Here is a 14994-nt window from a genome sequence, read left to right as displayed (position 1 = left end):
AATTCTAACGAATGACCGATTTATGTCCCACTCTCTTCTTCACATTATTCGTCTTATTCGTCAGAATCTGAATCTGAATCATCACTAGAATCATCTGCGACAGGAGATTTGCTTAATTCTTTTTTCAAATCTTCCATTTGTTTTCGAGAATCTTCCAACTGTTTTTTCGCATCTATTATGATATCGATCAAATCTTCACGGTCTTCTTTGGGAACGACAGTACTATCTGAACCAATGTTTTCCAATGCTTCGTTAAAGACTTCTTTTTGATTTTCCATTTCTTGTTTCAAAGCGCTAACTGTTGCATCATAGGACTCTTTATCAACACCTGTCACAGAAGTACCTGCTTCTTCCGTAAGAGAAACCGTTTGATCCATTAATTTTGCAAACAGCTTTTTGAAGTCGCCAACTATCTTTGCCTTACTGATGTCATCATCTGTCACAACACCTGAAGCAGATCCTTCTTCAGAATCTGTTGCCGTGTTCTTACTTTTTGAAGTGCCAGAAGACTTACTGGTGACTTTTGAAGTTGTTTGACTACTGGAAGCTTCCTTCTTTGTTTCTTACTTGTTTGAACAAGCAGCAAGCGAGACAAGAGTCAAAAGTGCGGCAGTCGATAAGATCATTTTCTTCATAAAATGGTCTCCTTTAATTTTGATATTTATTATTGTAACAAGAAATACTTTGACCGTCAAATTAATCACTAGTTCTTACTAATAGTAAAATAGTTAGACCAAACACTGTAGCATCCGCCATTCTGTCCAACTGCTAGTTGAATCCGAATCCTCCTCTATCGTGTTTTATTCGACAGTCCCACTAAATAGACTACGAACCTTCCCTTGGGGCATTTTTAAGACAAAGGTCATTACAAAAACGATTCCTACTACTCCTGCTAAAAAGAAGCTCATAAGTTGATAGCCGCCGTATTCAATAAAGTGTGCAGCCAGTGGTTGTAATAGAATCGTACCTAGGTAGCGCGCCCCCTGTACAATAGCCATAGCAAGAACCAAGTCTTTCCCCTTCACCTGTTGGGCAATAAAACGCAAGGATACCATAATCAAGACCATGCCCGTCGTATGCTTGGCTAAAAGAGTTACCAGGACCTTTAAAAGAATAGGGCTTGGGAGAGCATAGATAGCATATTGAGCACATAAAATTCCCATCGGAAGAGCAATTAAAACGCGTAGGGGCCAGTTATCCATAAACCGATCAGAGAAAAAGATCAAAGGGGCTTCGACGACAACCGAGATAGCTACGATTGTTGCAGCTGTCTGTACAGAGAGCCCATTATCCATCAAGAGGTTTTGAATATAGGTATGACCAATGTTTCCAACTCCTGAAGCAAGACCAATCAAAATAATAAAGAAGAGGTAAGGTCTATTGTGCAGCAGGGGACGAAGAGAAACGGGTTCTTTGACTTTTTCCTCTCTTTTCTTACTATTCCCCATACGGACTGCACTTAAACAGAAAATACTCAAAACAATGGTCAGCAACACCGTATAATAGACTGCTTGAGGGCTAAACTGATGATAAACCCAGCCAGCGATTTGTACACCAAGGGAGTAACCAATCGTGCCCCATACACGGATCTTTCCAAAAGCGTAGGCACTTTGCGTCGCAAAGACTTCCATCATAGGGGCAGTCCCATTTAAACAGACCAGAACGATCCCATAAAAGACGGTCAGCCAAAAGAGATTGGGAGCCCAAAGAAAGCCTAAAACTCCACCAAGGATGGCACTCAGACTGAGGGTCGTCATTTTTACGATTCCAAACCGCTCATTGATATAGCCAAAGAATGGTTGAGCGATCATGGATAAGAAAAAGGCAACCGAAACCAAGGTAGAGACTTGACTGGCATTATAGTGTTTTCCCATCAAGTAGACCGAAATCAAGGTCGTAAAAAGGGAGGTAGACATGAAATAAAAACTATAGAGCAGCAAATAAGCTGCATAGGTATTACGAAATTTTTTCATTAGAATCCTTTTCTACATCAGTATGGATGAAACAATGACAAAACCCAACTGAGTAGCAGTTGAGTTTCTATCTATTCTTTATGATAGCGCCTTTGGGTATCTCTTGTGCGTTTCTCGCGACTTTGTTTTTCAATGAGGAGAATGACTACTAGAATCACAATGGGGATCAAAATCATGAAGTGGTCCAACGAAAGCCATCTTGTTTTTTTAGAGGCCGTATTCTTCCCACTGGCTGTTTCTTTGACCAGTTCTGGCTTGGTACCTTCCACTACCTTCATATCATCTCGGATACTTTCAGACAAGGTATAGAGATCATTATCCACCGTTAAATACCCATCTTTTACTGCAAGTGTCGGCTCCTTGGCTCCTTTTTTTACGGTCGCATAAAATGGTTTTTCAAGCGTATAAGTCTTGCCATCAAGCTGATGGACACCTGCATCTAACAGTTTTTTATAGCCAAATTCTTTATAAGCTTTTTCGATCAACGCATTGCCAAATGGATGACGGTAGTATTCCCCATCTTGGTCTGCCCAATCCCCTACTCCCATAATCACAGCAATTAAACGTTGATCACCCCGTTTAATCGTTGCGATGTAGTTAAAGGCTCCACGAGGGCTCGATCCGGTTTTTAAACCATCCACCCCTTTCAGGGCATACTTCGCCCCTGGTAAGGAATAATTATAGGTATCAAAGGTCTCCTCATAAGGAGTCCCTTTTTTAACCGTGACCTGGGCTTGATTAGTATAAGTTAAAATATCTGGGTATTCATGAATAAAATGATAAACCAAAATTCCCAAATCACGCGCCGTTGTTTTGTTGGCCGCATCATTCGGATAAGTGCCTACCTGATAGTATCCTTGCAAGGTTGAAATAGCTGCCCCGCTTGGGTTATTCCAGACCGTATTGGTCATCCCTAATTCCTTGGCTTTGGCATTCATACGATCGATGAAAGCATCCGGATCGTTATTGGATAGGAGATTGGCCAACATAAGCGTCGACACGTTAGACGATGGAACCACCGTCATCGTGATCAATTCAGGAATCGTATAATCAACTCCAGCAACAATATTATTGTTGGAGATTTCATAAATCTTTCCAATAGCTTGGTCTGATGCTGTTGCTGTGACCACCGCGTCCTTACTGATCTTGCCCTTGGCCATATCTTCAAACAAGAGATAAAGCGTCATAAGCTTACTCATGCTGGCAGGATCTCTAACTTCATCGATATTATCTTTCCAGAGAACATTTCCCGTGTTACCATCAATAATAAGGGAGGAATGCGGACGATTGATCGCTTGGACATGGTCGTTTGGATACATTTTTTGCGCCATATCCACCAATTCATCCGCACTCACTAGTACTGGCTGGCATACCATACACAGAAGGAGGCAAATAGGGATTAAATATTTCTTGATCATAAACTTTTCCTTCTCTCAGGCTCATCAGCATAAGCTCCTTCACCTTGTCTCCCAGTAGCTGAAAAGAGCACGCTTCAATCAATTCTTACTTGTATTGTATCATACTTTGAAGTATTAAAAAACCTATCACCCCTGAAAAATCAGCGATAGGTCCCGTCATTTAACGACTTAACAAGCTCAAGGCTTCCTTATCTGCAATAATCGTCACATCAGGATGGCCTTGAAGGGCACTAGCTGGCACTTCTTCAGACTTTTCTCCTTCTACCGTACCTTTGATCGCTCGTGCTTTTGATTCCCCATAGGCAAATAGGATAATCGATTTTGCGGCTAAGATATTGGCTATCCCCATCGAGATCGCCTGGGTTGGCACATCTTCGATCTTATCAAAAAAGCGAGAATTGGCTTCAATCGTAGAGGCATCTAACTGAACGAGGTGAGTCTGACTATCAAAAGGAGTTCCTGGCTCATTAAAACCGATATGCCCATTGCGTCCAATCCCTAAGATCTGAAGATCTACCGGATGTTCTTGCAGGATTTGATTGTAGCTTTTAACTTCCTGATCGGCTGTTTCTTCTACACCTGATGGGAGATAGCTTTCTTTGAACGGTTTGGCATCAAAGAGATTTTTCTCCATGAAATAACGATACGATTGAGGATCATCTCCTGTTAGACCTACATACTCATCGAGATTGACACTGGTTAGATTGGAAAGGTTCAAATCACTCTCACGAATTTGTTTATAAAATTCAAGGGGACTACTTCCAGTCGCAAGGCCCAGTGTTTTCGCACCCTTCTGTATGGTTTCTTTTAAGATGTCAAAGGCAACTTTTCCACCTTCGATTTGGTCTGTAACTTCTATAATTTTCATCAGAGAGACCTCCTGTTTTTCTTTACTTTCATTATATGGTATAGACCAATTTTTGTCAAGTGAAACCGCTATCTTTTCTAGTCATTTTTTTATTTTCAACTCAATTCGTGTTATAATGAAGAGTATGATTGTAGACGTATTATTGATTATTTTTTTGATCGGACTGCTTGTTTTTCTTTTATCTTTTTTGATTCATGAAAGAAAGATTCTCAAGACGCTGGTCTTTTTGATTGGAAGTTGCCTCATGCTTTTATCTTTGGGAACTGCCATTTACCTACTCACAGCATTATTATAAAAGGAGCGCAAATGAACACAAACGATTTTGATTTTGATTTGCCTGAAGAACTCATTGCCCAAACCCCACTTGAAAAACGTGATGCCTCGAGACTTTTGATTCTAGATCGAAAAACAGGTCAATTTCAAGATCGGCATTTCGATGCGATTTTGGATGAATTAGAACCAGGAGATGCCCTCGTCATGAACAATACACGCGTGCTTCCAGCTCGTCTTCATGGAGTCAAACCGGAAACAGGTGGTCACGTTGAATTCCTTCTCTTGAAAAATACACAAGATGATTTTTGGGAAGTTTTAGCAAAACCTGCCAAACGATTAAAAGTGGGTGCGACCGTAAACTTTGGAGATGGTCGCTTAACGGCAACTGTAGAAGAAGAATTGGAGCACGGAGGCCGCATTGTTCGCTTCCACTACCAAGGGATCTTCTTAGAAGTCTTGGAAAGCCTTGGCGAAATGCCACTTCCTCCTTATATTCACGAAAAGTTGGCCGACCGCGAACGCTACCAAACAGTTTACGCCAAAGAAAATGGTTCAGCTGCTGCCCCAACAGCAGGGCTTCATTTCACTAAGGAATTGCTCCAAAAAATAGAAGCCAAAGGCGTTCATCTGGTCTACTTGACTCTTCACGTCGGATTAGGGACCTTCCGTCCAGTGTCAGTGGACAATCTCGAAGACCATGAAATGCACTCAGAATTTTACCAACTTTCGGAAGAGGCCGCCGCTACGCTTCGTCAAGTAAAAGCTGCCGGAAAACGCATTGTAGCTGTCGGGACGACTTCTATCCGAACACTTGAAACGATTGGGAATAAATTTAATGGAGATATTCAAGCTGATTCAGGATGGACCAATATCTTCATTAAGCCGGGTTATGAATGGAAAGTGGTCGATGCGTTTTCAACCAACTTCCACCTTCCAAAATCGACTCTGGTTATGTTGGTCTCTGCCTTTGCTGGACGTGAATTAACCCTGGAAGCCTATCACCACGCCATTCAAGAACGTTACCGTTTCTTCAGCTTTGGGGACGCCATGTTTATTAAGTAAAGGAGATCGTATGAATAAAATTGAAAGTCGCCACCGATTGATTCGTTCCATCATTTCTGAGCGTAGAATTCATACCCAGCAAGAACTTCAAGAAGCTCTTGAAGCCAACGGCATTATTGTAACCCAATCAACCCTTTCACGAGATGTCAAATCTCTCAACTTGTTAAAAATTAATGAAGGAAATACTTCCTACTATACCATGAACACCATTGCACCTTCCCGTTGGGAAAAACGCCTGCGGATGTACATGGAAGACGCCTTGATTATGCTACGACCTGTCCAAAACCAAGTGGTTGTGAAAACTCTTCCAGGGCTCGCTCAATCATTCGGAGCGATCTTAGATGCCTTGGAATTGTCCCAAATCGTAGCCACCATCTGTGGGGATGACGTCTGTTTGGTCATTTGCGAAGACAACCAAGGAGCTTTGGATTGCTTTGAAAAATTAAAAGAATTCACTCCCCCTTTCTTCTTTAGTAAATAAAAAGAGAGTGGGACAGTTGAGTAGGGTTGTAAAAGCTAATGAAATCAGCGTAGTAGAACCCTCTCAACCACTGCGCCTTGCTCGACAATCCAAAGACAATTGAGAGGCTAGGACTTTTGTCCCGGCCTCTTTTTTATGTTGTCGCTAAACGCTGAATAGCTTCTCGATAGATTTCCATCGCAGCGTAGAGATCTTCAATTTTTGCTCGTTCATTGGCTTGATGCTCGGTCTGTTCTGCACCTGGGAATAGTGCTCCGAAAGCAACACAGTTTTCCATCGTACGAGCAAATGTCGCACCGCCTGAAGACATGGCCGGCGTCCTATCCCCAGTTTCTTCCTGGTAGACAGCCATCAAAGAGCTGACTAAAGGACTGTCTAACGGAACATATAAAGGAACTAAATAGTCAAATTCTTCATACTCCAACTGATAGCTAGCCGCAATTTCTTGCAGACAAGCCACTAAAGCCTCCTTGTCTACTAGGACTGGAATCCGAATATCAATCCCGATTTCGGATTCCTCTTGATCGATGACAAGGGTTGCAAGGTTAAAGGAAAGATCCCCACTTGGTTCATCTTTAATTTCACCAAAGAGGGCAGCTCCTGTCGCGTCTTCTCCAACAGCATCTGCAATAAAGAGCAAGGCTGGATGGGGCTGAATCAGAGATAGGCTTTCTGCTAAACCAACAATGGCATTGACTCCTTCAGCTGCATCTTTAGAATGCTTGGACACTCCCATAACTGTTACCGAATGGTCTGTTTGACTATATTGAACTCCACTTTGCTCCAAAACAGGGAGCAATTCTTCTATCCGATGACCAGCATAGGTTGCCTTATCTGGGACGACGTTGAGAGCTTGACCAGCCTGTAAAGGAAGATCATCCCAACCTGGACCACGCAGTTTCACTTGTAACAAACCTTTTTCAGCATAGGTTAATGGAAAAGAGGAATCCGGTGCAAATCCTAGATCTGCTTGTTCTTCAATTTGGTTGTAGCGATTCATACATCGCCACAAGGTTTCCTCATCTGTCCCAAAAATAAAACGAATCCGTTTGGTAAACTGGACACCTTCATCCAATAAACTCTTGACTGCATAAAGAGCAGCGAGTGAGGGCCCCTTATCATCCTGCACACCACGACCTACTAGATAGTCACCGACAACAGTCGCTTCAAAGGGTGGCGTTTGCCAATCTTTTAGATCACCGGCTGGAACAACATCCAAGTGACAAAGAACGGCCAGGAGTTCTTCCCCCTGACCGATCTCTGCATATCCATAGTGTCCTTCAGGATCTACATATGTTTGAAAACCTAGTTCTCGAGCAAGCTCTAAGGTTTTTTCTAGGACATCTTGGATAGCTTGTCCAAACGGTGTTCCATTTTCCCCTTCATTTAACACAGAAGGGTAAGAAATGATGGTTTGAAGAGAGTTTAAAAACTGCTCTTTCACATCGTCCTTAATTCTTTTTTTCATGAAACACCTACTTTATTCTATTGCAAGAATGGAACCACAGTTCCTAGTAGAAGAAGGGCAATGGTGATCACAACAATCGCTACGACCAATTTACCCATGAATTTCCACCATGCACTCAAGTCAACACGTCCAAGAGCAAGAGCTCCCATTACGATACCTGAAGTTGGTGCGATCAAGTTCAAGACACCAGATGCAGATTGGTAAGCTGTGACAATCAAGCTACCTGGTACATTGACGAATTTACCAAGAGGTGCCATGATACCCATTGTTGCGCTGGCAAGACCAGATGATGATGGGATCAAGAATGACATTGGCAAGTAGAAAATGTAAGTCAAGACAATGAACAATTGAGATGAAAGACCTTTAAGTCCTTCTTCACCCCAGTGAAGGATTGTCGCAGTGATCATACCATCGTTCATGATGACTTGGATACCACGGGCTACTGCTACGATGAGCGCAACACTCAAGAGGTCAGCTGCACCATTCATGAAGGATGAAATAATTTTATCTTCTTTCAAGCCATAAATGATACCTACAAGGATTCCCATGAAGGCAAAGAGCATAGCTGTTTGAGGGAAGTACCAAGTTCCAAGAGCATCTGTGTTACCGATTAATTGACCAAGATAAGGAATCTTATGAAGGGATTCATTAAAGCTTTCAAAGAATTTGATTCCCAAATCTTTGAACGGAATAAATCCAGCAACCATGATGACAAAGGTCGAAACAAATACAAGCAAGACACGTTTTTGTTTCTTGTTCATTTGTGAAGGGATTTCTTCACCCTTTTCCACATTGAAATATTTCAAATCTTCTTCACGAGTTGCATAGGTTAAGGATGCTGTAGGATTCTTTTGAACCTTGTCTGCATAACGGTAGACATAGTAGGTACTAAGAGCAGTCAAGACTACCCAGAAAATCACACGGAGCAACAATCCTGATGCACTTGAGATACCAGCTGTATCCGATGCAATAACTGTTGCAAATGGATTCAATGTAGAAGCCAAACATCCGATTTGAGAACCTAGAAGTACAATCGCAACCCCTGTCAAACTGTCAAATCCAACTGACATCATAACAGGAACAAGAAGTGGATAGAAGGCCATCGTTTCTTCACCCATACCATAGGTTGTTCCACCAAGAGCAAACAAAGGCATCAAGATCAAGATCAACATTTTTTCGCGACCCTTGTATTTACGAACGATTGAAGCAATCCCTACATCAAGGGTACCTGTTTCGTTCACAACACCAAGGAATCCACCGACCATCAAGATGAAGAAGGCTACGTCAATCGCTGCATTGGTTGGCGCTTTACCGAGCATGGCATTGATAGGTGCCATCAACACATCCCAGATCCCTTGAGGATTTTGTTTCACAGATTCATAACTACCTGCGATGATGGCGCCAGCTTTATCAACTTTGTATTGACCAGCTGGAATGATCCAAGTTAACACTGCCATAATGGCAATGATGATTAACAATACGGAAAAAGATGAAGGCATCTTAAATCCTTTTTTCGTTTTTTCACTCATTTGTCTTCCTCCTAACGCAACAAAATGTGAGTGAGATTTTACAAGTAGAATCCTTGTAAAACGCTTACTTATGGATTTATTTTACCATATTAAAGGTAAAAACACTAGATGTTCTTAATTATTTTTTAAAAAACAGAAACCAGTGAAATCAAGATTTAAATCGGTAAAACTTTATCCAATATTTTTATAAATTCTTTTGGATAATGGTACCGCTTTCACTTTCGACCAAAGCTTCAAGATTTTCAAGAGAAGTAATAACAGCTTTTCCATGAGGTGAGCTATTTACAAAATCAATAGCTGCTTCTACTTTTGGTAACATACTTCCAGGTGCAAATTGATTCTGTTGGATATATTCTTCCAATTGTTCAACAGAGACATGTTCTAATTTTTCTTGATTTGGTTTGTTGTAGTTTACAAAAACATAATCGACACCTGTCAAAACAATGAAAAGATCTGCTTCTACCAATTCGGCTAAACGTTCTGAAGCAAAGTCTTTATCAATGACCGCTTCTACACCAGACAACCGTCCATCTTCTTCTTGTACAACTGGGATACCGCCACCTCCAGCTGCTACTACGATTTGTCCATTATCGATGAGTGCACGAATCGTATTAATTTCTTTAATTCCAACTGGTTTTGGTGATGCAACTACTTTGCGCCATCCGCGACCTGAATCCTCTTTGAAAGTTGCTCCAGTTTTTTCAGCTTCAGCTTTTGCTTCTTCTTCAGTGTAAAACGGACCGATTGGTTTTGTGAGGTTCTCAAAAGCTGGATCCTGTTTATCAACTAAAACTTGCGTTACAACAGAAGCTACATCTTTTTTTATTCCTTCTTCAAGAAGAGCATTTTGAAGAGCATTTTGAAGCCAGTAACCAATACTTCCTTCTGTCATTGCTACCAATGAATCTAGCGGAAAGGCAGGGTTCTTTTCAGAATTTGCTGCTAACTGTTGCAACAAGAGATTCCCTACTTGAGGACCATTCCCGTGTGTGATGATTAACCCATCTCCATTTTTAATGAGTTTTACTAAGTGTTTTGCTGTTTCCGATAATGCTTCTTGTTGAGCCTTCGCAGAGGGATCAGATGATAAAATTGCATTGCCACCCAAAGCGACTACGATTTTTCTTGACATAGGATTACCCTTTCTAAAAAATAGGAGCTGGACTGTAGCTATCAGTCCAGCCCCTATTACTGTTTATTATATTTTTTTAAACTTTTGGAATGTACAAGTTACCAAGAGTAGCTGCCATAACCGCTTTGATGGTATGCATCCGGTTTTCAGCTTGGTCAAAGTGACGAGCATATTTGCTGCGGAACACTTCATCAGTAACTTCCATTTCTTCTACGCCGAATTTTTCAGCAACATCTTTACCATAAACTGTGTTTGTGTCGTGGAAAGCTGGCAAGCAATGCAAGAAGATCAAGTTTTCATTGTTAGCTTTCTTAACCAATTCCATATTGACTTGGTATGGTTTCAAAAGGGCAACGCGTTCTGCAAATTTGTCTTCTTCACCCATAGATACCCAAACGTCAGTGTAAAGTACGTCAGCACCTTTCACAGCTTCGTCAGCATCTTCAGTGATCAAGATATGAGCGCCACTTTCTTTTGCAAATCCTTCTGCCAATTCAACAATTTCTTTTTCTGGGAAGAGTTCTTTTGGTGAGAAGATGTGTACGTTCACACCAAGGATAGCACCTGTTACAAGAAGGCTGTTTGCAACGTTATTACGTCCGTCACCACAGTATACAAGTGTCAAACCTTCAAGGCGTCCAAAGTTTTCTTGAACAGTCAAGTAGTCTGCAAGCATTTGAGTTGGGTGCCATTCGTCAGTCAAACCATTCCATACAGGAACACCTGAGAATTCTGCCAATTCTTCAACCATGCGTTGGCTGAATCCACGGAATTCAATCCCATCAAACATACGTCCAAGAACTTTTGCAGTATCTTCTGTAGATTCTTTTTTACCAAGTTGGATGTCGTTTGCACCAAGGTATTCTGGGTGAGCACCAAGGTCGATGGCTGCAGTAGTGAAGGCTGCACGAGTACGAGTTGAAGTTTTTTCAAACAAAAGCGCAATATTTTTACCAGCAAGATAGTGGTGTTGGATGTTGCGTTTTTTAAGATCTTTCAAGTGAGCTGAAAGTCCGATAAGGTATTCTAACTCTGCGCGTGTAAAGTCTTTTTCTGCCAAGAAGCTACGTCCTTGGAATACTGAAGTTGTCATTTATGATCTCCTTTTTTACTTTTAATATTGAAATCCTAGTTACCCTCAGAGCAAGCTAGTCAGGAAACGAACCTGCTATCAGGTAAAAGGATAATTAGATTTCTTCACGTTCAAATGGCATAGACATACAACGAGGTCCACCACGACCACGAACCAATTCACTTCCGCGGATCTTGATCAAACGAAGTCCATATTCTTCTAGTTTCTTGTTCGTAACAGTGTTACGGTCATATACTACTACCACACCAGGTGCGATTGTAAGAGTATTAGATCCATCGTTCCATTGTTCACGTGCAGCTGCAACGGCATTGCCATTTCCACATGGAATGAGAGTCACTTTTTCCACACCAAGGTTTGCAGCTAATAATTCTGCCAAATCACCTTTTTCTTCAACAATCTTCAATTGTTCATTTTCAAAAGTTACTGAAAAGACGCGAAGATCACCTTGAATTTCTGGGTGGATAGTGAATTTATCGTAGTCCACCATTGTGAATACTGTATCCAAGTGCATGAATTTACGGTTGTTCGCAAATTCGAAGGCCAATACTTTCTTGAAGCCAACGTTCTTCTGGAAGATGTTTACCAACAATTTTTCAATAGATGCAGCATCTGTCCGTTGTGAGATACCAACTGCCAATACATCTTTAGAAAGAACCAACTCATCTCCACCTTCGATACGAGTATCTTCTTCACGGTTGTAGACAAGTTCTACATTTCCACCGTAAACTGGGTGGTATTTGAAGATATATTTACCATACAACGTTTCACGGTTACGTGTATCAGCATACATGTGGTTCAATGATACAGCATTACCCATAGTAGCAAATGGGTCGCGCGTGAAGTAGAGGTTAGGCATTGGATCGATAGCAAATGGGTAGTCAGATTCGACCAAGTCTGTCAAGCCTTTATCAGCTTCTGGAATTTCTGGAAGTTCAGCTTTTTGGAAACCTGCCATTGTTTTTTCAACTAATTCCAGATTGTCCTCAATGCTATGAAGTAATTTACGAATAGCATTTTTAGTTTGGCGTCCACGTATATTTGCTTCATCCAGATATTCTTCGATGAATTGTTCCCGAATTTCTGGAGAAATTAAAGACTCAGCTGCCAAGCGTTCCAAATAAAGTACTTCAACACCTTCATTACGAAGTGCTTGAGCGAAATTGTCGTGTTCTTTTTGTGCATCTTCCAAGAATGGAATATCATCAAAAAGAAGACGTTCAAGATAGTCCGGCATCAAGTTTTCCAACTCTTTACCTGGACGGTGCAACATTACTTTTTTCAGTTTTCCAATTTCTGAAAAAACATGAATCGGTTTAGTTGACATCTGTCATCCTCCTTTTTTCTGTGTGCTTATTCTAAAGCTTATTTCATTTGTAATTATAACTACCTTTGGTAACGCTTTCACAAAGGATTCTACTTTTTGAAAGCCAAGAATTTTGCTTTTATATGAATAATATCCGTTTTTTAGTTAATATGAAGCGTTTTCTTTGGATATTTTATCTTTAATATTGTTTTTACGAATATTTATTTTTTTGAAAAAATAAAAAAAGAGCCAGACAAGATTTCTTTTTCTTGTCTCACTCTCCTTCAAAACTCCTTAAGAAATAGTCTGGGTCTATGAAAGTCAATTGTTTCCGTTCATAATGGATCTTCTTGTTTTCAACTAAGTTTTTTAATACCTGATTTACAGTTTCCCGTGTCGTTGCTGCCAACTTTGCTATTTCCTTCATACTGATTGGAAATGGGATTTTATCTCCTAGCTCTTCATAATCCTTACAAAGAATCGCTAAGGACTGAATAACTCTCTCCTTTGCACTCGCAGTGACAACATTTCGAAGGCGCAATTCTTGAAATTCTATAATAGATGAAAGTTTTCTTGTAATATACAGTAATTGCTCCTTGCTCTCTTGTACACAAGCTTCATATAAATTCACAGGAATAACAAAACATCTTAAATCTGTCACCGCACTCGCCGTATAATGATACCGCTCATCCTGAAAAATTCCACCAAATGGAAGTAAGGCACCTTTTTTTATGTAATCCATATAAGAAAATTGATCCGACGAGTCAAACTGTTCGATCCGAGCATATCCCTCTACTAATAGAAAAAAACGGTCACGTCTATCCCCAGAATAAAACAGGACCTGTCCTTTAGAGATTGTTCGACTAGAGATTTCAATCGCTAATTTATCAAAGAACTCCACTGGGATATTAGCAAACGCTGGATGCAAGCGAAGTAATTGGTAATCGTCTTTAGTAATCATATCTACTCACTTTTTTCATTTCTATTGTTAGTATAGCATACTTTTGAGTTCAAGGGGTAAAAACCCTCTTTAATTCTGAAAAATGATTTTGGTTTTCAAAGTTCAAGTCTCCAAATAGTGCTTAATCTAAAGAAAAAGGCCGGGACAAGCATTCCCAGCCTCTAATAAGTAATAGTTGATGATCACCAAAATAGGTTCCTATGGCCTGCAAATCAATCCATTTCCCAGATTTATTACACGGGGTAAAAGTTGAAAAACTGAAAAGCATTGAGGACTTTTTAATTCTTCGAATAGGGTGGGAGCTCTAGCCCGCTACATTCTTATCTTTCGAAAAGCATTATTCATTCATATTCACACGATGCCATTCATTAATAACATAAGCCAATTGACCCAATTGATAAAGACCAACACCACTGATTTCAGAACTTTCTGGGGTCGTTCCACCCAGTCCGGCAGTATAGATGGCAACCAAATAAGGGGTCGATTCACGGACAATGGCATCCACATTAAGTGCCTCGGCAACATAGCCCGGTTTTTGTTGAATCACCAAATCTGGCAAGAATTTCTTATAGTACTCACCAGGGAAGGACTCTCCAATCAATTCAAGCAAATCTGCATATTTTTCTTGATGATTCCAAAGATATTCTAACACATGGATGTAATAATCCGTTGTTGTTTTATTGTCTTCACTAAAGGTTTTGACTTCTGGTGAACGCGATTGGCCATAACGGCTAAATAATTTGCGTGCTTGATCCATACCACCCAAACGATCTGCTAAGGCATAGGCAGGCGTATTTTCAGAATAAACCAGTGAATACCGCTGCATATCAGGGATAGACATGGCACCATCAAAGGCTGCAACATAGTTGTCATGTTCCCCTACATATTCATAATAGGTATTGGTAATGTCAAAACGATCTGTTAAATTAAGTTTTCCCTTTGCAACCTCATCTACGACCAACATGTTCAAGGGAAGTTTATAGGTACTTCCTGCAGTCATTGGTTGAAGATCATTCATTGCAAACTGCTCGCCTGTAATGGCATTACGATAGGTAAACGCGACTTGCGAAGGATCAATCCCATTTTCAGCTAGATAATCTTGAACCACTTCTACCAAACCTTTATGAGCATAATCATAAACCAGGCCATAAGCAGTCATGGTTTCCATGTCTGCATCTACTACTGCTTGCTTGGCTTCAGGAGATTTGACACGTGGTTTTTGGGTTTTTGGTGTTGAGGGCTCCACATCTGGCTTCTTTCTTTTCTTTTCTTTTTTTTCAATTGCTGATGCTGTGGGTTCCGTCACATGCAAATAAGCCAGTGCTCCAGTCCCTCCTAAGCACAAGAGGATACTGATCCCAATCATGATCGAGCGTAGATTTACGTATTTTTTCATATAAAGTTAATTATAAAAGATTCTACTGAAAATAACA

General features: G+C 40.6%; 13 protein-coding genes. 2 read left to right on the top strand and 11 right to left on the bottom strand.

Annotated features, from left to right (window positions below):
- Nucleotides 1-53: 53 nt before the first annotated feature.
- The 4 genes from BTU61_RS03110 to BTU61_RS03095 form a co-directional block, all read right to left on the bottom strand.
- Entirely contained in the window at nt 54-443 is a 390-nt protein-coding gene (locus tag BTU61_RS03110; RefSeq protein ID WP_234700073.1) for a hypothetical protein, read from the bottom strand.
- Nucleotides 444-800: 357 nt separating this feature from the next.
- Nucleotides 801-1973, bottom strand: a complete 1173-nt coding sequence (locus BTU61_RS03105) for an MFS transporter (RefSeq protein WP_200772289.1) — start codon at nt 1971-1973, stop codon at nt 801-803.
- Nucleotides 1974-2044: 71 nt separating this feature from the next.
- Nucleotides 2045-3391: a DUF1958 domain-containing protein gene (locus BTU61_RS03100; protein WP_200772288.1), complete on the bottom strand. Its 1347-nt coding sequence runs from the start codon at nt 3389-3391 to the stop codon at nt 2045-2047.
- Nucleotides 3392-3551: 160 nt separating this feature from the next.
- Nucleotides 3552-4259: a glucosamine-6-phosphate deaminase gene (locus BTU61_RS03095; RefSeq protein ID WP_200772287.1), complete on the bottom strand. Its 708-nt coding sequence runs from the start codon at nt 4257-4259 to the stop codon at nt 3552-3554.
- Between the two features lie 306 nt (nt 4260-4565).
- On the opposite strand from BTU61_RS03095, the gene queA reads away from it, so the two are divergent.
- Nucleotides 4566-5594 carry a tRNA preQ1(34) S-adenosylmethionine ribosyltransferase-isomerase QueA gene (gene queA / locus BTU61_RS03090; protein ID WP_200772286.1) on the top strand — a complete coding sequence of 343 codons (1029 nt, stop codon included), beginning with the start codon at nt 4566-4568 and terminating at the stop codon, nt 5592-5594.
- Between the two features lie 10 nt (nt 5595-5604).
- Nucleotides 5605-6075, top strand: a complete 471-nt coding sequence (locus BTU61_RS03085) for an arginine repressor (protein ID WP_187539357.1) — start codon at nt 5605-5607, stop codon at nt 6073-6075.
- A gap of 133 nt (nt 6076-6208) precedes the next feature.
- On the opposite strand, the gene BTU61_RS03080 is transcribed toward BTU61_RS03085, so the two are convergent.
- The 7 genes from BTU61_RS03080 to BTU61_RS03050 form a co-directional block, all read right to left on the bottom strand.
- Nucleotides 6209-7543, bottom strand: a complete 1335-nt coding sequence (locus BTU61_RS03080; RefSeq protein ID WP_200772285.1) for a M20 family metallopeptidase — start codon at nt 7541-7543, stop codon at nt 6209-6211.
- Between the two features lie 17 nt (nt 7544-7560).
- Complete coding sequence (locus tag BTU61_RS03075; protein ID WP_200772284.1) at nt 7561-9072, bottom strand: YfcC family protein; 1512 nt, start codon at nt 9070-9072, stop codon at nt 7561-7563.
- Between the two features lie 184 nt (nt 9073-9256).
- The gene (arcC, locus tag BTU61_RS03070) at nt 9257-10204 is read right to left on the bottom strand and encodes a carbamate kinase (RefSeq protein ID WP_200772283.1); all 948 of its coding nucleotides are present in this window, start codon (nt 10202-10204) and stop codon (nt 9257-9259) included.
- 76 nt (nt 10205-10280) lie between these two features.
- The gene (gene argF, locus BTU61_RS03065; RefSeq protein ID WP_187539365.1) at nt 10281-11297 is read right to left on the bottom strand and encodes an ornithine carbamoyltransferase; all 1017 of its coding nucleotides are present in this window, start codon (nt 11295-11297) and stop codon (nt 10281-10283) included.
- 94 nt (nt 11298-11391) lie between these two features.
- On the bottom strand, nt 11392-12621 hold the full coding sequence (gene arcA / locus BTU61_RS03060; protein WP_200772282.1) for an arginine deiminase: 1230 nt from the start codon (nt 12619-12621) through the stop codon (nt 11392-11394).
- 253 nt (nt 12622-12874) lie between these two features.
- On the bottom strand, nt 12875-13561 hold the full coding sequence (locus BTU61_RS03055) for a Crp/Fnr family transcriptional regulator (protein WP_200772281.1): 687 nt from the start codon (nt 13559-13561) through the stop codon (nt 12875-12877).
- Nucleotides 13562-13898: 337 nt separating this feature from the next.
- On the bottom strand, nt 13899-14957 hold the full coding sequence (locus tag BTU61_RS03050) for a serine hydrolase (RefSeq protein WP_200772280.1): 1059 nt from the start codon (nt 14955-14957) through the stop codon (nt 13899-13901).
- Between the last annotated feature and the right edge of the window lie 37 nt (nt 14958-14994).

This window comes from Streptococcus lactarius (assembly GCF_016642265.1).
Lineage (GTDB): Bacteria > Bacillota > Bacilli > Lactobacillales > Streptococcaceae > Streptococcus > Streptococcus lactarius.
Note: the sequence above shows the minus strand (reverse complement) of the source record. Positions and strands in the feature narration are given on the sequence as shown.